We start from the raw sequence: 19,699 nt of genomic DNA, 5'->3' as shown, positions 1-19,699 counted from the left end.
GGTACCAAATATGCTAGAAGAGGAAAAGCTAACATCAAGGCATGACTTATCGTCCTTAAGCACGCTCTCATACATATAAAACTAGAGCATCTCACCACTCCTTACACGTAATGAACATGAGAATATCCTATCTAGTTTGATATAACACCTTTTTGAGCTCTTTATTTCGAGTTTTAAAGAGCTCGTTATGTGAAGAAACCATCCCATAACCATGGGCATCAGGTTCGATATATTGCTTCGCTTTATTCACCGCGTTAGCGGCATCTTGAAAGGCACCCGCAATTAAATGCACCTTTCCAGGGTGAGCTAAAATGTCCCCAGCTGCAAACAATCCTGGTATATTTGACTCGCTTTGTGCTGTACCATCAATATAAAAGTCGTCTTTTAAGACAATATCCAAAGGACTCTCTTTTAGTAGTTCACTGTCACGCTCGTAGCCGTGATTGATGACAACTTCATCAACTTCCACATAAACTTTTTCATTTGTAGCAAGGTTCGTAAGCTCAACGGTTTGAATGGAGTCGTGTTCTTCGTTAGGAAGTAACTTGGTTATAGACGTTTGTAAATAACATGTGCAACCACTGTTCAGAAGCTGTGAAACCTGTGCTTCATGACCTTTCAGTTCTTCTTTTCGATAAGTTATATATACGTGACTCGCAATCGGCTCTAACTCGTTAGCCCAATCTATAGCTGAGTTACCTCCACCTGAGATGAGTACTTTTTTATCTTTAAACTGTTTTAAAGATTTTACCGTGTAATGCAAGTTAGTCATCTCATAGCGTTCGGCACCTTCAATTTCAATCTTTTGTGGCGATAAAATTCCACCACCAACAGCAATAATAATCGCTTTGGAAAAATGCTTTTCGCCAGTGTGAGCCGTTAGTTCAAAAATGCCATCCTGTAAACGAGCGATCGTTGTTATTTTTTCATTCAGCACGACTTCAGGATTAAACGTTAAGCCTTGTTGGACCAGTTGTTCAATGAGATTTGCCCCAGGTGTTGGTGTTAGTCCACCAACGTCCCAAATCATTTTCTCGGGGTATATATGAACTTTTCCGCCTAAGTGAGGTTGGAATTCAATAATTTTAGTTTTCATTTCTCGTAAGCCACTATAAAAAGCAGAGTATAATCCGGCTGGACCGCCACCAATAATTGTTACATCGAATAAATCTTGAGAGTTCATTTTTTTCACTCCTCAATATGTAGATTAACATTGATAATCATTTTCAATTAATAGTACAACTGTTTATTAATTTATGCAATAGATATTGACAATCATTCTCAATCAGATTATATTCATGATATTGCTTAATAATGATAATCGTTATCAATATATTGATATTGACGAAGATGAATCAATAATGGCCAAAGGAGGTCGAGTAGATAGATGAGTCGAATTTATACAAAAGATTTACAAATTTCTTATCACGATAAAATGATTGTAAAAGATATGAATATAGAAATTCCTGATCATCAAATAACGACAATTATAGGTGCTAACGGTTGTGGGAAGTCTACATTACTTAAAGCAATGACAAGGATTATCCCTTATCAAGTTGGGGCTGTTGTATTAGATGGTAAAGAAATTATTAAAGAGAATACGAAGCAACTCGCCAAAAAATTAGCAATTTTACCGCAGGCTCCTGAGAGCACAGGTGGTTTAACGGTGAGTGAATTAATTTCTTACGGTCGTTATCCACATCAAAAGGGAATGGGAAGGCTTACAAAAGAAGATTTAGAAGTGATTGAATGGACACTTGAAGTTACGGGACTAACGAGTTTACGATATCGTTCTATTGATGCTTTATCTGGTGGTCAAAGACAGCGTGTTTGGATTGCGATGGCATTGGCACAAGAAACAGATATTATCTTTTTAGATGAACCAACGACCTATCTTGATCTGGCTCATCAGCTTGAGGTGCTCGAATTATTACAAAAATTAAATAAAGAACAAGGTAGAACGATTGTTATGGTCTTGCATGATTTAAACCAAGCTGCTCGTTTTGCCGATCATTTAATTGCGATGAAAGATGGAGCTGTTGTAAAAGCAGGGTCTTGTGAGGAAGTGATGACGCCACCTGTACTGGCGGAGGTATTTAATATTGACGCAATGATTGGCACAGATCCGATCACACAAAAGCCGATGTGTTTAACATATCGTTTAATAAAAGGAGAAAACAAACATGAAAAAAGCCATAATGAATTTAGCCATCGTATTCCTGTTTCTGCTGCTCGTTAGTGCATGTGGACAAACCAATTCAAGTGAAAGTCAAAACGAAGCACCGGAAGAAAAAAATGAGACGATTACGTATGAATCTGAAAATGGACCGGTTGAGGTACCGGCAAACCCAGAAAGAGTGGTCGTACTAGGTGGATTTACTGGTAATGTTATGGCTTTAGATGCGAATTTAGCTGGTGTCGAATCATGGGCAAAGTCAAATCCTCGTTTTATAGAACAACTTGAGGATGTTGAGGAAGTTTCGGATGAAAGCCTTGAGAAAATTATTGAACTTGAGCCGGATTTAATTATTGGTTATTCAACGACCAAAAATATCGACAAGCTTAAACAAATTGCTCCAACGGTTACTTATACATATGGAGCAGTCGATTATTTAACTCAGCACATTGAAATTGGTAAGGTATTAAATAAAGAAAAAGAAGCGACCGAATGGGTCAATGATTTTAAAGAGCGGGCCAAAGTAGCTGGCGATGACATTCGTGCCCATATTGGTGAAGAAGCAACGGTTTCAGTCATTGAAAACTTTGATAAGCAGCTTTATGTATTCGGTGATAACTGGGGACGTGGAACAGAAATCCTCTACCAAGAAATGAAGCTTAAAATGCCTGAAAAAGTAAAGGAAATGGCATTGGCTGATGGTTATTATGCCCTATCTGTAGAAGTATTAGATGACTATGTAGGTGATTATTTAGTTGTTAGTAAGTCAGAGGAGACAGAAGGTTCGTTCCAAGAGACTGATACGTATCAAAATATGGATGCTGTAAAAAATAATCGAGTATTTCAGGCGGATGCAAGTGAGTTTTATTTTAATGACCCTATTACTCTAGACTACCAGCTTGAATTTTTTATTAATAGTTTCTTAGAGAGTGAATAAATCGAAGCGATTGTCTGGAATTCTCTTTTTGAGGATTCCTTTCGCTTTTTGGTGAGGGAGATCATATGGAAAAAGGTTCAAAGTGGATGCTAACAGTTTCAATGAAATTGATTGTAGCGATAGTTGCAACCTGTTTTGTATTTATTGTGGCTCTGACATTCGGAGCTGCACAAACGGGTGTAGGGGATGTATGGGGAGCCTTATTTAATACGAGAACGTCTGATTTGATTGTGATGCTTCAAGAGATTAGAATTCCACGTGTAGTCGCTGCTGTTATCGTAGGAGCCGCTTTAGCGGTTGCTGGAGCAATTATGCAAGGCATGACGAGAAACCCACTAGCAGATCCAGGCTTGATTGGATTAACGGCTGGCGCTAATGCCGCATTAGCCTTAACGATTGCCTTATTACCGAATGTTAATTATTTTGGTTTGATGATTGCTTGCTTTATTGGAGCAGCAGTCGGGGCTGCCCTTGTTTTGGGAATAGGCTCCCAGCAAAGGGGTGGATTATCTTCATTCAGGATTATCTTAGCAGGTGCGGCTATTTCGGCTTTTTTACATGCAATAGCAGAAGGAATCGGGTTATATTTTAAAATTTCAAAAGATGTTTCAATGTGGACAGCAGGTGGATTAATCGGGACGACATGGGTTCAATTACAGATTGTTATACCCATTATCTTGATTGGTCTTTTACTTGCCATTCTGTTTTCGAAACAGCTAACGATATTAAGCTTAAGTGAAGAGGTTGCAACAGGTCTAGGACAGAAAACATTTGCTGTAAAATTGGTCCTGTTCTTATTGACGGTTGTGTTAGCAGGTGCTGCCGTATCATTAGTAGGGAATTTAGTTTTTGTCGGTTTAATGATTCCTCATATAGTCCGTATCCTAGTCGGAATGGACTATCGGGCCATTGTCCCCATGTCTGCGATTATTGGAGCCGCTTTTATGCTACTAGCAGACACTGCCGCTCGTACGGTTCATGCCCCTTTTGAGACACCTGTTGCCGCTATTGTTGCACTACTCGGGCTTCCTTTCTTTTTATTAATCGTACGTAAAGGAGGCAAGGCATTATGATTGTTACAAATGCCTATAAGAAAAAATACAAATGGATCGTCAGCACTTTGTTAATTGGATTAATTGGCATGATGGTAATGGGTATGAGTTTAGGCTACTCTTCCATCTCAATAGATCGACTAGTTCCAACGATAATAGGCCAAGGTTCCTTTAAGGATGAATTTATTCTGTTTTCTATTCGCTTACCGCGTATGCTTATTACTGTTTTGGCTGGTATAGGACTTGCATTATCAGGTGCTATTTTGCAAGGGGTAACAAGAAATGATTTAGCTGATCCGGGAATCATCGGTATTAATGCGGGGGCTGGTGTTGGTATTACTTTATTTTATTTGTTTTACCCTTTAGACACCGGTGGTTTTGTTTACTTATTACCTATTATCGCCTTTTTAGGTGCGACGCTTACAGCCATCCTTATTTATCTATTTTCTTATGAAAAAGGGAAGGGGATTCAGCCAAGTAAGATGATATTAACAGGTGTCGGTTTTTCGATGGCACTTTCAGGATTAATGATTGTATTAATTTCTTCATCTGAAAGGCAGAAAGTTGATTTTATTGCCCGTTGGTTAGCGGGAAATGTTTGGGGGTATGATTGGTCACTAATCGTATCAATCCTGCCGTGGTTTTTCTTATTAATCCCGTTTATTCTTTTCAAGGCACATCAATTAAATGTTTTAGGGTTAAGTGAGTATGTGACAATAGGAATCGGAGTATCCTTGCAAAAAGAGCGTACTTTTTTATTGTTGGCAGCGGTTGCCATTGCAGCAGTCAGTGTATCTGTAACGGGTGGTGTTGCGTTTGTTGGATTAATGGCACCGCACATAGCCCGGGCATTAGTTGGTCCTAGGTATCAGTACTTTTTGCCTGTTGCGATGTTGCTAGGTGGTTGGTTATTACTTATGGCTGATACAATTGGTCGTAATGTATTAGAGCCTGACGGAATACCAGCAGGAATCGTCGTTTCCCTAATTGGTGCACCTTATTTTATCTATTTGCTCGTAAAATCCAAATAAGTTATAAGTTTAAGTCCTGATAAATCAGTCATACTGATGGAAGGGGCTTTTTGGTTATTTGTCTTTTTTTAGCTAACAGGGTACTTACCGTTTCAAATATGTAGATAAAACGGTATAATAGAAAAGAATGAACAGAAGTGAATATAGAAGTGTAGGTGAAGTACATTAGCGAGTCGGGAGTAGGGAGCTTTCATCGTACAAGCACCCAGTCAACCACCGTTATGTATGGACGTCCAAGAATCATACACAGAAAGGAGTCGAAAATGAATTTTCCCAAAGTGGGTAGTAGTATTCAAATCCACAGCTATAAGCATAATGGAGCACTTCATCGTGTTTGGGAGGATACGATAGTACTAAAAGGGACGTCAAAGGTTGTGATTGCTGGAAATGATCGAATCCTAGTAAGAGAATCGGATGGCCGCAATTGGCGTACGCGTGAGCCAGCTATATGTTATTTTGATTCTGAGCAATGGTTTAATACAATTGCCATGCTTAGAGCAGACGGTATTCATTATTATTGTAACATTGGTACGCCTTTTACATGGGATGAAGAAGCATTAAAATATATTGATTATGACCTTGACATTAAAGTGGCACCAGACATGACATTTAAACTATTGGATGAAGATGAATATGAGCTACATCAAAGAAAAATGAATTATCCACCAGAGCTAGATGCAATTTTGCAACGGGGTGTTGATACGTTAATTTCTTGGATCCACCAAAGAAAAGGACCATTTGCACCTCAATTTGTAGAGAGCTGGTATGAACGTTTTTTGCAATATCGATAAGGAAGTGATTATCAGTGGAAGGGGAAAAAGCCTGAATGTTGGGCTTTTTTTCGTGAGTCGGACTTTTTTTGAGTGGAGTTGAGCAAATATGGAGTGTTTGCGCTAAATTTCGCTCATAATAAGGACTGGAGAGGGGGAGTGGCGTTTTGGGAAGTATTAAGCGCTATTTATTATTCGTAAAACCATATATAAAACAAATTATCATTACGATTATTATCGGTATATTAAAATTTGGGATTCCACTACTATTACCTTTAGTGGTCGCATATGTCATTGATGATATTATTTTGGCAGAAGGATTAACGCTAGAGGAGAAACAAACGACATTATTTACGTTAATGGGCATTATGCTTTTTATTTTTGTTGTTTTGAGACCGCCGATCGAATATTACCGTCAGTACTTTGCACAATGGATTGGAAGTAAGATTTTATATGATATTCGTGATCAATTATTTAGCCATATCCAAAAGTTAAGTTTACGTTTTTATTCAAATCGAAAAGTGGGAGAGATTATCTCAAGGGTTATTCATGATGTGGAACAGACGAAAAACTTTGTCATTACGGGATTAATGAATATTTGGCTAGATTTATTTACGATTGTTATTGCAATTATTATTATGCTAAATATGAATGTGTGGCTGACACTCGTTGCGATATCCATGTTCCCGTTATACGGTTTCTCAGTGAAGTTTTTCTATGCTCGCTTACGGAATATCACTCGTGTACGTTCCCAAGCATTAGCCGAGGTACAAGGTCATTTACACGAACGTGTTCAAGGGATGAGTGTCATTCGTAGCTTCGCGCTTGAAGAGCATGAACAAAATCAGTTTGCCAAAAGAAATCGAAACTTTTTAGCGAAAGCCTTAGAGCATACGAGATGGAATGCAAAGACTTTCGCTGTTGTCAATACGATTACAGATATTGCCCCATTACTCGTCATTGCGGTCGCCGGTTATTTTGCTTTAAATGAAGTCATTGAAGTGGGTGTGATGACCGCGTTTGTTCTCTATATGGAGCGGTTATATGGTCCGTTACGTCGTCTAGTCAATTCATCGACGGTCTTAACACAAGCAATTGCCTCGATGGACCGAGTCTTTGAATTTATCGATGAAAAATATGATATTTCTGATAAGCCCGGCTCGAAGGAGTTAGCGTATACAGACGGTAAGTTAGAATTTTCCAATGTCTCATTCTCTTATAATGAAGATGGGATGCACGCTTTGAAAAATTTAAATTTAACCGTAAAAAGTGGTGAAACGGTCGCATTTGTTGGAATGAGTGGTGGAGGTAAAAGTACGTTAATTAGTTTGATCCCGCGCTTTTACGATGTGACAAGTGGAAGAATTTTACTTGATGGTACTGATATTAGGCAATATCAAGTACGCAGCCTACGCGATAAGATTGGAATGGTGCTGCAAGATAATATTCTATTTAGTGAATCAGTCAAGGAGAATATTCTGATGGGTAACCCCAATGCGACGGTTGAGGAAGTAGAAGACGCTGCCAAAGCAGCCAATGCTCATGATTTTATTATGAGTTTGCCACAAGGGTATGATACGGAAGTTGGAGAACGAGGTGTTAAGCTATCAGGTGGCCAAAAGCAACGTGTTGCGATTGCTCGTGTTTTCTTAAAAAACCCACCGATCCTTATTTTTGATGAAGCGACCTCTGCGCTTGACTTGGAAAGTGAACATTATATTCAAGAGGCCTTAGAGAAATTAGCTAAAGACCGAACAACCTTTATCGTTGCTCACCGACTTTCAACCATTACGCACGCAGATAAAATTGTTTTAATTGAAAACGGTGAAATTAAAGAAGTTGGCACACATGTAGAGTTAATGGGTAAACAAGGCGGCAGCTATAAGCGTTTATTCGAAGTTCAGCAGTTGCAGTGACAACTAAGTGGAAGGTTCTTAGTTATTGGGGAAGGTGGATGTCGCTTCTTACGTAGGGGAAAATGGCTCTCGTGTTGGAAGCTGTGAAGTAACAACATAACCAGCGGACAAGGGACGTGTTGTTGTGGGAAAAGGCCGGAAGTAACAACATAAGCCCCGATATTCACCCACCACAAAGCCCCCTTAAACCTTGAAGAAGACCCCACCATGATCATGGTGGGGTCTTCTATTGGAATTATTCCTCACCTTGAATATCCAAGGTGCTTTCTTCCGTATGATACTTAAAGAAGCTGTTTACAAGGTGATTGAGGTGGGCAAGCTCTTCGTGGTATTCAATAATTTGAGAAACGGCCGGAAATGTATGCATCCATGTTTGTTGGTCAATTGCATCTTGATTGTAAAAGTCAATAAACTTCTTAGCCAAAGCTTCCTTACCTGTGGCTAAATCGTCCAGAATCTCCTTAGACGGCGAAGAGGTTACTTTACCAATATAGCGAAGTAAAATGCGATTATGGAAATTCGTTAATAAGTCTAATTGCTGTTCAAACTCTTCCTGAATCGCTTTTGGCAAATTAGAAATATCCTCTGAGCGTCGCTCTAAATTTATAAGTACGGCCTGTGATTGTTTTAACGTAATAAGCATTTGTCTAAATAGTACAAGCTTTCTTGCTTTACTATATTTGTTTCGCTGTAAATAATTACGTTCTTCCTTATATAAATTATACAGGTTATCGAGCTTTTGAATTTGTGTGTCTAACCGCTTCATATCGCCTTTTAAGGAACGAGAATCGGCGTCATTTCGGACTAATAACATCATCCACTGATTAATGTTATCAGATTCCTTCAGCATGGATTGATAAAATTTTGTTTCATATCTTGGTGGAATAAAGAAAAGATTTACAATAAAGGCCGTTAATACACCAAGCATAATCAATAAAAAACGATCGGTCGCAAAACTAACAAAATTCTCAGCAGGGCTTTCCATGATGATAATGACTGTAACGATAGCTAGTGGGATTGTACTAGCTTCTAATTTTAATTTAGAGATGATAGCAATCACGAGAATGACAACTACACCAACTACAAATGGCTCATGTCCAAAAGTTAATACGAATATGACAGCTAAAACAGCACCAATCACATTGGCCTGTACTTGATCCAATATTGTTTGGAAAGTACGATGGATTGATGGTTGAATTGCAAAGGCTGCGGCAATCGCTGCAAAGGTTGCGCCTTCAAAACCTAGCCAAATTGCAGAATACATAGCTAAGGCAAGAGCAAGTCCCGTTTTAAAAATACGAGCACCAAGTTTCATTGTGTTAAGAAGTCCTTTCTGAAGTCCATTCTTTCGTCATACTGACATTTTTTCTATTCATGTTATACCCGCTTGGAACAACGAGAAATCAAAAAAAAAAACGTGGAATTAAATCGTCCATATTCTCAGTTTATATCAGTAACGAACGTACTATACCGTGATTAGGTAGAAGAAGCAAGTGCTTTTTTGTTAAAAATTGTGATGAATTACTTTATTTTATGAAAAAGCATCAAAGCCATACATGTATATTATATAAGAAAAGTAGCGAGGTTAGAACTAAAGCCTAAGAAATCGCTTAAAACAAATTATGTAGTAATAACAAAAAGTGATGAAAGGACTGTTATACCTATCCATCACTTTTTTAATATATTTTTTATTAGATGTGTAAAGAGACAGCGGCAAATGCTTCATCGACTGCTTGTAGCGTTTGTTTCACATCCACTTCCGTATGCTCGGTTGTTAAGAACCAGGCTTCGTATTTGGAAGGAGCCAAATTAATGCCTTGCTTTAACATCTCTTGAAAGAAAATCGCAAATAAGTTACCATCAGACGCTTCGGCTTCTTCATAATTGGTTACAGTTGTTGTAGTAAAATATAAGGTCAGCGCACCCTTAAGGCGATTTAATGTCATAGGGATATGGTGTTTATGTGCTAAAGATCGAATCCCTTCCTCTAGCATCTTCCCTAATGAATCAAGATGTTCATAAACGCCATCTTTACTTAAAACTTCTAAGCACGCTATTCCAGCTGCCATGGATGCTGGATTTCCTGCCATCGTTCCTGCTTGATAGGCAGGGCCGAGTGGTGCGACTTTTTCCATAATATCTACTCGACCGCCGTAAGCCCCAATTGGTAGGCCGCCACCAATTATCTTACCAAGAGCTGTCATATCAGGCTCAATCTCTAAATAGTTTTGGGCACCTCCGTACATAAAACGAAAAGCAGTAATGACCTCATCGTAAATAACGAGGGCACCAGCTTCATGGGTTAAGTCATTAACAGCTTGTAAAAAACCTTCTTTTGGTTCTACAATCCCGAAGTTACCGACAATGGGCTCAACTAAAACGGCAGCGACTTCATCGCCCCATTTATCGATTGCCTCTTTATAGGCATCCAAATCATTAAATGGAACCGTAATCACTTCCTGAGCAATACTTTTTGGCACTCCAGCTGAATCTGGTGTACCAAGTGTGGATGGACCAGAACCGGCTGCTACTAGAACTAAATCTGAATGACCGTGATAACAGCCTGCAAACTTAATAATTTTATCTCGACCAGTATAAGCTCGAGCCACTCGAATGGTTGTCATAACTGCCTCAGTGCCCGAATTAACAAAACGAACTTTATCTAAAGACGGAATGGCTTCCTTTAGCATTTTGGCATAAGTGACCTCTAATTCAGTCGGTGTCCCATATAAAACACCATTTTCAGCTGCTTCTTGAATGGCTTTGGTAATGTGGGGATGGGCGTGACCGGTAATAATCGGGCCATATGCCGCGAGGTAGTCAATGTACTGATTGCCATCGACATCCCAAAAGTACGCACCTTTCCCTTTTTTCATATAAACAGGTGAGCCTCCACCAACGGCCTTAAATGAACGAGACGGACTATTGACACCACCAACAATGTGTTCTTGCGATTCTTGATGTAAAGATTTAGATGTAGAAAAATCCATAACGTGTTAATACCTCCAAAAGTGATTCCTATGTATGATTCGATATTCTACAGTCCATCATAAAGCAAGGATCACGGCTTGACAACTTGAATAAAGTCATTTTTGAAGGTGTTCAGCAGATGAATGATTTTCTTCCTTATGATAAGGAATGGATACGTGTAATCCACGTTTTTCTATTTCATGTAGCAATAATTGAATAAAGTCTTCACTTAAGTTTAAACTCTTAGCTTGGACATAGCTTTCAAGTAAGAGTGAATTTGATAAAGATTCCATCAGTCGCCTCTCCTTTTATAATTTTTTGATGAAGAAAAGTTGAAAAAAGACCGATAAGGTGGTTAATACCCGATTATTTAATTCTTAAACCTGTTTTTCGGAAAAAATATAAAAAGATTTATAAGAGGCGAAAGGGTTGCTTTTTTTTCACCAATTCCGCTAATCTATATAGAAACCTACATAGGAAAGGATGAATGTTATGACGATTAAAGTCGGAGAAAAAGTACCTGCAGTTTCATTGCCTGCGAGCACAGGAGGAACTATTTCTATCAGTGATTACAAAGGGAAATATGTTATTTTATACTTCTACCCGAAAGACATGACGCCAGGTTGTACGACACAAGCGTGTGATTTTAGAGATTATAGCAAGGAATTAGAGAAAGTGAATGCGGTGGTTTTAGGTGTAAGCCCGGACCCGCTTTCTAGACATGAGAAGTTTATAGAAAAATACGACCTGCCATTCCCTTTACTTTCTGATGAAGAACAGGAGCTTTCTAAACTATTTGATGTGTGGAAGTTAAAGAAGAACTTCGGTAAAGAATATATGGGTATTGAGCGCTCGACTTTTGTGATTGATCAAGAAGGAAAATTAGCAAAAGAATGGAGAAAAGTGAAAGTACAAGATCATGTGAAAGAAGTATTGGATTATATTTTTCAAATGAGTTAAATGGCTAACCACTTCTAAGGAGTTGCGTCTATGATCATCATTTATTCAGCAAAAATTAACCAAGCTATCCAGACAGACTTAGTTCAATCATTCAAAGAGGCCAGCTTCTATTTCTTCTCTAATATAGAAGAAGCGGAGCAGTTATTGCCAGAAGCCGAAATTTTAATTACTTATGGGGAAGATTTGCAGGAAAAACAGATACAAAGTGCGAAACAATTAAAATGGATTATGGTGATTTCAGCAGGGCTTGATCAAATGCCATTTCAAGCGATTAAGGAACGTGGTATTCTTGTTACAAATTGTCGTGGTATTCACGCAAAGCCTATGGCAGAATATACGATTGGAATGATGCTTCAAGTAGCAAGGCAATCGAAACAGTTAATCAAAAATGAAGAGCAGCACCTTTGGGATAGAACTGTACCTATGCTTGAGTTGAATGAAAAGTGTCTCGTTATTTTGGGAACAGGTGCGATCGGTCAAGAAATTGCCCGATTAGCACAGGCTTTTCAAATGCAGGTTTATGGTTTAAATACTTCCGGGAAATCTGTTTCTCATTTTGATCGATGTGTTCCTCTATCGAATGTTGCTGCTATTTTATCTGAGGCAGATTACGTAGTAAATGTTCTTCCATTAACAGAGCAGACTAACAATCTTTTAAATAAAGATATGTTTTTGAATATGAAAAAAGAGTCGGTCTTTATTAACATTGGAAGGGGAGGTACAGTGAATGAGTCGGACCTCCTGACTATTTTACAGCAAGGGTTAATCAAACACGCAGTTCTAGATGTGGTTTCACAAGAGCCTCTGCCACCTGAACATGAGCTTTGGGAGATGGAAAATGTTACGGTTACACCGCATTTGTCAGGTATATCCTCATTTTATCAACCAAGGGCTTTTGAGATTTTTAAACAGAACCTAGAGAAGTATTTAGAAGAAGATACGAACGAAAGCTTTCTAAATCGAATAGACTTAGATCAAGGGTACTGAGTCACATGATAAGAGGTGAAGGGGGATTGCAGAGCCATGAAGCTTTTCATTTGTATAGTTGAACACATGTATACTGATGAAGTGGAGAAAAGTTTGAGAGAAAAAGGTTACCGTATGACTGAGCTTGCGAGTTCGGGAGGTTTTTTACGAAAAGGAAATACGACTTTTCTAATTGGCTTGGAAGAGGAACATCATCTCGAATTAAAAACTGCCTTACAGCAAGCTTGTTTAAAAGTGGAAGAGCGAAAGCAAAGAAAAAAACAGAATGGCGCGCACCGCTACACCTCGTTTCTTATTGATGTGAAGGACGTTGCTTTATTTCTTGAGAATAAAGGATTTAAAAAAAGGTGAAGGCTCTCATAAATAATTCGCTAATTGATAACAAAATCCTTCTAAATTCCTACTACAATGACTGAAAACACTAATTGACAGCCCTCTTATTTCTATACTATACTTATTATAAAGTAAGAATTGTTGTATCGAAAGAGAGGTGCATGACGATGTCAAACCATCGCTTGCAAGATGCCATTGAAGCACTTAAGAGCACCCGTGTACGTATGACACCACAACGTCATGCTATCTTGGAATATTTATATGATTCAATGAAACATCCAACGGCGGATGAAATTTATAAAGCGCTTGAAGGCAAATTTCCAAATATGAGTGTTGCTACAGTTTATAATAATTTACGTGTTTTTAAAGAAGTCGGGATTGTCAAAGAATTAACTTATGGGGATTCCTCGAGCCGTTTTGATTGTGTCACAACAGACCATTATCATGTAATTTGCCAAGATTGCGGTAAAATTGTAGATTTTCATTATCCTGGTTTAGATGAAGTCGAAACGTTAGCAGAGCATGTTACAGGATTTAAAGTGCATACACATCGTATGGAAATTTACGGTTCATGCCCAGAATGCTCTAAAAAAATCCAACATTAATTCATTATAAAAAACACGGCTCCACGTTAAAATGGAGCCGTGTTTTCATTTTATCTGAAAGTTCAATGTGGGTGTTTAGGCTAAATGTGAGCACCCTCAAAATCATTTATCAAAAGACCACCAGTTAAAGAATGGAACGGTTCTTTCATGTAATTGTTGGTGAAGTGAACCAGCTTCGTCATGAATGTTTTTACGAAAGGGTAACTACTCCTTTAAAAAGTTTTGAATTTTAGGAAAGACTTTTAAAGCATTCAGATAGAACACTTTTTCATGATGTTCCACTGGAATGAACGTTTTAATGAATTCAATATAGGGGCCAACAGGTACGAGTGGCCAGTCAGTACCAAACAATAATTTGTCATAAGAATCGGCAAAGGTTATTGCGTGACGTAGGTGGTCAAAAAAGTTCGTTTGATTTAGCCTTTCAATTTCCTTGTCGGTACCTACAAGCAAGCCAGATAGGTCGGCATAAACATTCGAGTTTTTATAAATGATTTCTGCTCCTGTTAAAGTCCACGGGTCTCCTAAGTGGGCAATCATGAAGGTGATGTCACTGTAGATAACAGCTACTTCATCAATGGTTAATGGATGAGAATACTTAAGTAAGCCTCGTTCGGAATACGTATCGCCAGTATGAAATACAACGGGCAGGTTGTATTTTTTTGCAAGAGCGTAGACGGGCTTATACACGTCATCATAGGCATAAAATGGATAATAGCCTAAGTAAATTTTCAGTCCGACAACTTCTGGCTTTTGAGCGTTCAACTCAATGGCAGCAAGTGCATCTTGGTCAAGTGTGTACGGATTTATTCCTAAACAATACACGACATTGTTAGGTTTCTTCTCTGATAAATCAACGCCCATAGGAGTTTTGGCTTCATTGTCTGGGAATCCATTTTGATTAACTTCAGTTACCCCCATAGCAATGCTAAGCACAACATTGGCTTGTGCAAACTCTTGCTCGTACCCACCCTTGCTGTATTGGACTAAGGAACGTTCATTTGCAGTTTGGTGAAAGGATTGGATATTTGAATAGTGAATATGTGCATCAATGATTTTCATACTTGCTCCTTACTTTAAATTGAATTCGATCGAATGGTTGTAAGAGCTTCTTGTTTAGTATGTCTTCATGAAAGATTAAGAAGACTGGTTTACTTATGCAAGAAGCGTCTTGTTCTAAAAAGTTTTCGAATACGTCTTTATTCATATAGGCACTCTTTCTAGCGTGAGTAACAATAAATAACTTCTGGTTACTAGATGAAGAAGTTATATAATGCTCTCCCGTTGAAAGGATGGAACGCTCGGCAGAGCCTGCCCTTGCCGTCCTTAATGAATCCTTTTGAATCGCTAAGTCACTAATATGGTTACTCGTTAAAAAGAGATTGGTATATAATTCCTCGCCTATTAATGATTTGCCATCTAGTGTATCAAACTTAATGAAATGGCTTAAAATCGGAATACCTGGCAGTGTCGCAAAGTACTGGGTAAATGTCGTATTACCCCAAACTTCATGGTTTGATAATGTTGTTTGGATAGCGATCGCCGACCATAGATTATTGTTCGTATCCTCTACCTCTATAAATTCAGCAGTTGATGTCGCTTTTAAATAGGAAAACATATTAAGTTTAGAAATTTGTGTGGTCATTCCACCAAGCCATGGATTCCACCAGCCCTTTGCGATTGGTTGAGGAAAGCTTGTATCTAACCACTCGTGATTGTTGTGCTTTAATGAATACATCCCTGGGAAGAAAGAGGGAGCTACTTTAATTTCAATAGGTCCGTTATTGAGGATCCATGTTTCGTAATCGGCATGGTCCTCTTTTCTTTTCTCGACTGAACCACTTTTTGTAAGAATTAGTGCAGATGATACGATATTTTCTTTGTTGTTATTTAGGCTTGCCTTTAAATTTGAGAGCGGTTGAAGTCCTTTTGTTTGTATGGTCGTACTATATTCTGCTTTTTCTTCGGATTCATGAATCGTTACCTTCTGAATGTCCCGTTCATTAATTGTGAAGGATAACGTCCCATTTAAGTGTTCAGCACGACTTGTTTTGAACGTGGCATTCACATGTTCTTCGTCACAAATTAGTAAGCTCTCTTGATTAAATGAGAGGTGGTGTTCTGTTAAAGTTTGTTTTTTCTTATTAGATTGTTCCGCATAAACTTGCTGTTCTTGCCATGTCTGAAAGGCTCCGATGGAAACAATGAGTGGCTTGAATGTAACGTGCTCACTAGTAGTTAAGTGACCAGTTTTGTATTCAAGATTCATTTTCCAGCCTTCAGGGTTAACGATAGCCTCCGTACTCCAGCTAACCCCTAAAGGTTTTCCATTATTGGACGTAAACATCCAGTTTCCTAACTTTTTGTTTGTAGGCAATTGGCCAAAATTTAACTCTAATTCATTTGAGTATTCGATCACTTCTTCACCTAGAGGAATAAAGGCGTGCTCTTTATCAAAATGTATTGATTCAAGTACTCTTAATGGATCTGACAATGGTTCATTCGTGTTATTTACTGCTAGTTCTCTTTTTAGCAAACCATCGGCATAAAGGGTGTGATAGATAAATAGTTGGATTCCTGGGAAATCATTAGAGTGAAATTCTGACTCTAAAACGATGGCACCCTCTTGTTGGTATGATTTTACGGCAACTGGCTTATCTTTAAAGAATTCACTAGAAAAAGGTCGGCCTAATTGAGGTGGAAAAGCATGAAAAGGGACGGCTTCATCTTTTCGATAAATACTAAGTATGTGATTCCGTTTTGTGACACGTATGTCGTAAATTCCATTGGCTATATACCATTCTTTCTTCGATTGTCCAAAGAAAGAGGAACCGAACCCCTTAAGTAGTAAACCGATATGAGCGTTATGGATATTATATTCATTCCCGCTAGCAGCTTTTACATTCATATGAATAGTTGGCTGATAAGAACCGAACTTCTTAGTCGTAAATGGTAACTGAATGAGTGAACGTTGACGACTGGATAGGTGTAAGGAGATTTGCTCCTTGTCTAATGCTACATATTCATTTTGAGGGAAGACGATAGATACCTGGGCATCTTCTTGCAGTTGATTGACTAGTTCTAGCTCAATCACACCTGTTTCATCAATGAAACCGTGTAATGGCTGCATCAGTGCTTGAAGTTTAATAGCTGGTTTTGGGTTGACACCTAAGGATAAATATCCCTGCACGCCGTTGAGCTTCAAGTCAACTTTTAACGTCGGGTGAGTATTCCAAGGTGATGGTTCTTCCCCTTTGCCTACTGTCACTTTTCCGCTAAATATAGCCTCGTCACTTACGTATTCATCGACCGAAAAAGAAGAGAGAACGCGACTATCACTAATCGATACGGCTTCAATATGTAGGGGCTTTTTGTTTTTATTGATGACGTTTAAATGAAAGGTTTGTTGTTCTTCTTCAATAATGTCATGTGACAATAAAGTTAGTTCGACGATAACATCGTTCGTTTCAATCTTACTAATGCCTCTACTTGTTCTCTCGATTTCTACAGATAGCTGCTCCTTGCCGAACGACCAATCATATGTGTAATAGGTGAAACCATTCTTTTTTAATCCATCTGGTTTCACATCTATAAGCTTTTTGTTATGAGTGTACCAATCAGCTTGTTTGAAAAAGGGCTTTAATAAATCTGTCTGTAAAACAGTCGGTACAAAGTTCATTAAGTGTGTCGTGTCGTCACGATCCTCCCAAAAGAATCCGCATTTTTTGTAAAGAGGTACAGCCTTTGTATTGCCTGGCCATGTAAAAAGGTCAAGTCTGCCCCATCCGAGCTCTACCGTCCTCTCGATAGCTTTTAATACAAGCAACTTACCAATTTTCTTTCCGTGATAATCAGGGCGGACATTTAATAATGGGATATACAGTGAGCCTTTGTCTTCTTTATAAATAGATAAGCCACAATACCCGACAACCTCTTGTTTATCAAAAGCTAAATATAAGGTAAGATTATCTGAATTAGCTTCCTTCTTTATGACTTTTTCTGCAGTCATAACGGTGTCGTCCCCGCCCCAACTGTCACGACTTAGATTCCACATCTTAGCAACTTCTTCGGCATACTCATCTTTATATTCTTTGAGTATAATATTTGTAGTCATAATGAACCCCCTGATATGTATTTGTTATGTCATGGAATGGTGCCTGTAAATTTTGTTATAGGCTTCCTAATCTTCCTAATCTTCTCGTAATTTGGCCTCCTTTCATTCATTAAAAAAATTCACTCCTTTCTATAGTATGTGTTTCTGGTTTTTGAGTAAAGAAAATTCAGAATAAATTATCTTTTATTAGGGGTTATAAAGAAAAAAAGCAGAGCCTATTAAACTTCGCTCTGCTTTGATTTGTTATTATATTTTTCGTCGAAGTCTTTTCCTTCTAAAGACTTGTCCATTGTTAATGGTTGACTACAGTGCATGCATGCATCGACGCGACCGAGAACCTTCGTCGGTTTTTCACAACTTGGACATGTCACTTGGATGGTTTTGGTTGAAAGCATTCCAATCCAGAAATAAACGAGTGTACTAGCAATAATCCCTAGGAAACCAATCATCATTAATATCATCATGACAATGGGTGTAGATTTGAAGATTAAACCGAGATACATGACAAGAATCCCGATAAAGACTAACGATAATGCAAATGTACGAATTTTATTAATCTTATTTGTATATTTTAATGCCATTATATGTCCCTCCTGTGGTTTAGTATAGCATAGTCATTTGTGATTCGTTTGTGAAGTTTTTTTGTAAAAAGGATTTTAGGAAGTGGAGATAGAAATAATTATGTAAGAGAATATTATAATGGTTCTTACGTGATGTCGAAAGGGGAGTCTAAAGATATGGTTGAAATTATGTTGAGACAATTGTATCAAGACCTTGCAAGTGAAAGAGACACTTGTGCGATTTTATTATTAGAGAATACAGAAAATCGTTCATTTATTACAGATGGGTTTGATGCAATCATTTTAATTATTAAAGAATACCCTGAGAAAGAATGGGATATTAAGCATTATAATTTAGCGGAAAAGAAAGTCGCATTACACATACTAGACAAAGAGCTTATGCATTATTCATTAATAGTAGGAAATAATCGTCGTTTAGTTGGTTGGATCGTCAATGGAAAGATCGTCTATGATCGAAATGAGTTTTTAGCAGATGTTAAAGAAAGGATTGCCATTTTCCCTCCAGGAGACCGTGCGAAAAAGATGGCGATACAATTCACGAAAATGTTACGTAGATTTGAAGAAGGGAAAATACTATTAGCACATGGCCACTATTTTGATGCTTATTCAAACATGATGCATGCCCTGCATCATCTTGCAAGATTAGCTGTTATTCGACAAGGGTTTTATCCTGAGGTTACAGTGTGGGATCAAGTTCGCCAAATTGAGCCGGAAACGTATAAGTTATATCATGAATTACTCAAGAGTGAAGAATCGCTAGAAAAGAGAATTGAACTTATGGTCATTGCAACAGAGTTCGCGATACATTCTAAAACACTAGAAGGGTGTCAACACATTATTCAAATTCTAGACTCTCCGAATGAGAACTGGTCTATTTCTTGTCTAATGGATATGCCTGAAGTGGAAGATTATAAAATAGACTTAGAGTTATTATTGAGTTTCCTCATTGAAAAAGGTATCGTAATAACAGAAAGTGTTGATATGAAGGCTAAAGGAATCAATCAGTTTCGTTATAAAATAAATATATAATATCTTGTAAAAAAGTATTGCACTATAAAAAATCCTATGATATATTATTACATGTCGCTAAGATGCGGACGAGAAACAATGGCTGTTTTGAGATAGTGTTCTAACGAATAATATTTTAAATAAAGTTATTGACTCGATTCGCTGAAAGTGATATATTAGAAAAGTCGCCAATGAGCGATAAAAAGTTCTTTGAAAACTGAACAAAAGCCAAGCGAATTAAAGAGATACAAGGTATCTC

18 protein-coding genes are annotated in these 19,699 nt (G+C 38.0%); 11 read left to right on the top strand and 7 right to left on the bottom strand.

The window, feature by feature from the left end; genetic code table 11:
* Nucleotides 1-127: 127 nt before the first annotated feature.
* A complete protein-coding gene (locus PQ479_RS13380) occupies nt 128-1,183 on the bottom strand; it encodes an NAD(P)/FAD-dependent oxidoreductase (protein WP_047989656.1) in 1,056 nt (351 codons plus the stop codon).
* 204 nt (nt 1,184-1,387) lie between these two features.
* Here PQ479_RS13380 and PQ479_RS13375 point away from each other — a divergent pair, with 204 nt between their 5' ends.
* The 6 genes from PQ479_RS13375 (at nt 1,388) to PQ479_RS13350 (ending at nt 7,882) form a co-directional block, all read left to right on the top strand.
* Nucleotides 1,388-2,239, top strand: coding sequence for an ABC transporter ATP-binding protein (locus tag PQ479_RS13375; RefSeq protein ID WP_047989655.1), 852 nt, complete (start codon nt 1,388-1,390; stop codon nt 2,237-2,239).
* The gene (locus PQ479_RS13370; protein ID WP_047989654.1) at nt 2,184-3,113 is read left to right on the top strand and encodes an iron-hydroxamate ABC transporter substrate-binding protein; all 930 of its coding nucleotides are present in this window, start codon (nt 2,184-2,186) and stop codon (nt 3,111-3,113) included. The genes PQ479_RS13375 and PQ479_RS13370 overlap by 56 nt, the downstream gene beginning before the upstream one ends.
* A gap of 65 nt (nt 3,114-3,178) precedes the next feature.
* Complete coding sequence (locus PQ479_RS13365; protein ID WP_047989653.1) at nt 3,179-4,186, top strand: FecCD family ABC transporter permease; 1,008 nt, start codon at nt 3,179-3,181, stop codon at nt 4,184-4,186.
* Nucleotides 4,183-5,196 carry a FecCD family ABC transporter permease gene (locus PQ479_RS13360; RefSeq protein WP_047989652.1) on the top strand — a complete coding sequence of 338 codons (1,014 nt, stop codon included), beginning with the start codon at nt 4,183-4,185 and terminating at the stop codon, nt 5,194-5,196. Before PQ479_RS13365 ends, PQ479_RS13360 begins: the two co-directional genes overlap by 4 nt.
* Nucleotides 5,197-5,459: 263 nt before the next feature.
* On the top strand, nt 5,460-5,987 hold the full coding sequence (ntdP, locus tag PQ479_RS13355; RefSeq protein ID WP_047989651.1) for a nucleoside tri-diphosphate phosphatase: 528 nt from the start codon (nt 5,460-5,462) through the stop codon (nt 5,985-5,987).
* Between the two features lie 146 nt (nt 5,988-6,133).
* Nucleotides 6,134-7,882, top strand: a complete 1,749-nt coding sequence (locus tag PQ479_RS13350; RefSeq protein WP_047989650.1) for an ABC transporter ATP-binding protein — start codon at nt 6,134-6,136, stop codon at nt 7,880-7,882.
* A 235-nt stretch (nt 7,883-8,117) separates the two neighbouring features.
* Here the strand turns inward: PQ479_RS13350 and PQ479_RS13345 are convergent, their stop codons facing one another.
* The 3 genes from PQ479_RS13345 to sda form a co-directional block, all read right to left on the bottom strand.
* Nucleotides 8,118-9,197: an aromatic acid exporter family protein gene (locus PQ479_RS13345; RefSeq protein WP_047989649.1), complete on the bottom strand. Its 1,080-nt coding sequence runs from the start codon at nt 9,195-9,197 to the stop codon at nt 8,118-8,120.
* A gap of 376 nt (nt 9,198-9,573) precedes the next feature.
* Nucleotides 9,574-10,872 (bottom strand): glutamate-1-semialdehyde 2,1-aminomutase, encoded by a 1,299-nt coding sequence (locus PQ479_RS13340; protein WP_047989648.1) that lies wholly within the window; start codon nt 10,870-10,872, stop codon nt 9,574-9,576.
* Nucleotides 10,873-10,968: 96 nt separating this feature from the next.
* Entirely contained in the window at nt 10,969-11,145 is a 177-nt protein-coding gene (sda, locus tag PQ479_RS13335) for a sporulation histidine kinase inhibitor Sda (RefSeq protein WP_083991303.1), read from the bottom strand.
* A gap of 199 nt (nt 11,146-11,344) precedes the next feature.
* Between sda and bcp the strand changes: the two genes are divergently transcribed.
* The 4 genes from bcp to perR all read left to right on the top strand — a co-directional run bounded on the left by bcp (nt 11,345) and on the right by perR (nt 13,737).
* On the top strand, nt 11,345-11,812 hold the full coding sequence (gene bcp / locus PQ479_RS13330) for a thioredoxin-dependent thiol peroxidase (RefSeq protein ID WP_047989647.1): 468 nt from the start codon (nt 11,345-11,347) through the stop codon (nt 11,810-11,812).
* 30 nt (nt 11,813-11,842) lie between these two features.
* Complete coding sequence (locus tag PQ479_RS13325) at nt 11,843-12,799, top strand: D-2-hydroxyacid dehydrogenase (RefSeq protein ID WP_047989646.1); 957 nt, start codon at nt 11,843-11,845, stop codon at nt 12,797-12,799.
* 36 nt (nt 12,800-12,835) lie between these two features.
* Nucleotides 12,836-13,150 (top strand): cyclic-di-AMP receptor, encoded by a 315-nt coding sequence (locus tag PQ479_RS13320; protein ID WP_047989645.1) that lies wholly within the window; start codon nt 12,836-12,838, stop codon nt 13,148-13,150.
* Between the two features lie 149 nt (nt 13,151-13,299).
* A complete protein-coding gene (perR, locus tag PQ479_RS13315) occupies nt 13,300-13,737 on the top strand; it encodes a peroxide-responsive transcriptional repressor PerR (protein ID WP_047989644.1) in 438 nt (145 codons plus the stop codon).
* Nucleotides 13,738-13,941: 204 nt separating this feature from the next.
* On the opposite strand, the gene PQ479_RS13310 is transcribed toward perR, so the two are convergent.
* The 3 genes from PQ479_RS13310 to PQ479_RS13300 form a co-directional block, all read right to left on the bottom strand.
* Nucleotides 13,942-14,799, bottom strand: coding sequence for an amidohydrolase family protein (locus PQ479_RS13310; protein ID WP_047989643.1), 858 nt, complete (start codon nt 14,797-14,799; stop codon nt 13,942-13,944).
* A complete protein-coding gene (locus tag PQ479_RS13305) occupies nt 14,786-17,851 on the bottom strand; it encodes a GNAT family N-acetyltransferase (RefSeq protein ID WP_053070452.1) in 3,066 nt (1,021 codons plus the stop codon). The genes PQ479_RS13310 and PQ479_RS13305 overlap by 14 nt, the downstream gene beginning before the upstream one ends.
* 218 nt (nt 17,852-18,069) lie before the next feature.
* Complete coding sequence (locus PQ479_RS13300; RefSeq protein WP_047989642.1) at nt 18,070-18,432, bottom strand: YgzB family protein; 363 nt, start codon at nt 18,430-18,432, stop codon at nt 18,070-18,072.
* A gap of 156 nt (nt 18,433-18,588) precedes the next feature.
* On the opposite strand from PQ479_RS13300, the gene PQ479_RS13295 reads away from it, so the two are divergent.
* Complete coding sequence (locus PQ479_RS13295) at nt 18,589-19,461, top strand: nucleotidyltransferase-like protein (RefSeq protein ID WP_047989641.1); 873 nt, start codon at nt 18,589-18,591, stop codon at nt 19,459-19,461.
* Nucleotides 19,462-19,699: the final 238 nt, after the last annotated feature.

The organism is Alkalihalobacillus pseudalcaliphilus, assembly GCF_028610675.1.
GTDB lineage: Bacteria > Bacillota > Bacilli > Bacillales > Bacillaceae_D > Alkalihalobacillus > Alkalihalobacillus pseudalcaliphilus.
This window is presented reverse-complemented; position numbering and strand designations above follow the sequence as displayed.

Coding starts and splice junctions, on each gene's coding strand:
- PQ479_RS13310 (WP_047989643.1), bottom strand. CDS start 14,799: ATGAAAATCATTGATGCACATATTCACTATTCAAATATCCAATCCTTT.
- PQ479_RS13345 (WP_047989649.1), bottom strand. CDS start 9,197: ATGAAACTTGGTGCTCGTATTTTTAAAACGGGACTTGCTCTTGCCTTA.
- PQ479_RS13370 (WP_047989654.1), top strand. CDS start 2,184: ATGAAAAAAGCCATAATGAATTTAGCCATCGTATTCCTGTTTCTGCTG.
- PQ479_RS13380 (WP_047989656.1), bottom strand. CDS start 1,183: ATGAACTCTCAAGATTTATTCGATGTAACAATTATTGGTGGCGGTCCA.
- PQ479_RS13375 (WP_047989655.1), top strand. CDS start 1,388: ATGAGTCGAATTTATACAAAAGATTTACAAATTTCTTATCACGATAAA.
- PQ479_RS13300 (WP_047989642.1), bottom strand. CDS start 18,432: ATGGCATTAAAATATACAAATAAGATTAATAAAATTCGTACATTTGCA.
- sda (WP_083991303.1), bottom strand. CDS start 11,145: ATGGAATCTTTATCAAATTCACTCTTACTTGAAAGCTATGTCCAAGCT.
- PQ479_RS13365 (WP_047989653.1), top strand. CDS start 3,179: ATGGAAAAAGGTTCAAAGTGGATGCTAACAGTTTCAATGAAATTGATT.
- PQ479_RS13305 (WP_053070452.1), bottom strand. CDS start 17,851: ATGACTACAAATATTATACTCAAAGAATATAAAGATGAGTATGCCGAA.
- PQ479_RS13340 (WP_047989648.1), bottom strand. CDS start 10,872: ATGGATTTTTCTACATCTAAATCTTTACATCAAGAATCGCAAGAACAC.
- PQ479_RS13295 (WP_047989641.1), top strand. CDS start 18,589: ATGGTTGAAATTATGTTGAGACAATTGTATCAAGACCTTGCAAGTGAA.
- bcp (WP_047989647.1), top strand. CDS start 11,345: ATGACGATTAAAGTCGGAGAAAAAGTACCTGCAGTTTCATTGCCTGCG.
- PQ479_RS13325 (WP_047989646.1), top strand. CDS start 11,843: ATGATCATCATTTATTCAGCAAAAATTAACCAAGCTATCCAGACAGAC.
- perR (WP_047989644.1), top strand. CDS start 13,300: ATGTCAAACCATCGCTTGCAAGATGCCATTGAAGCACTTAAGAGCACC.
- PQ479_RS13320 (WP_047989645.1), top strand. CDS start 12,836: ATGAAGCTTTTCATTTGTATAGTTGAACACATGTATACTGATGAAGTG.
- ntdP (WP_047989651.1), top strand. CDS start 5,460: ATGAATTTTCCCAAAGTGGGTAGTAGTATTCAAATCCACAGCTATAAG.
- PQ479_RS13360 (WP_047989652.1), top strand. CDS start 4,183: ATGATTGTTACAAATGCCTATAAGAAAAAATACAAATGGATCGTCAGC.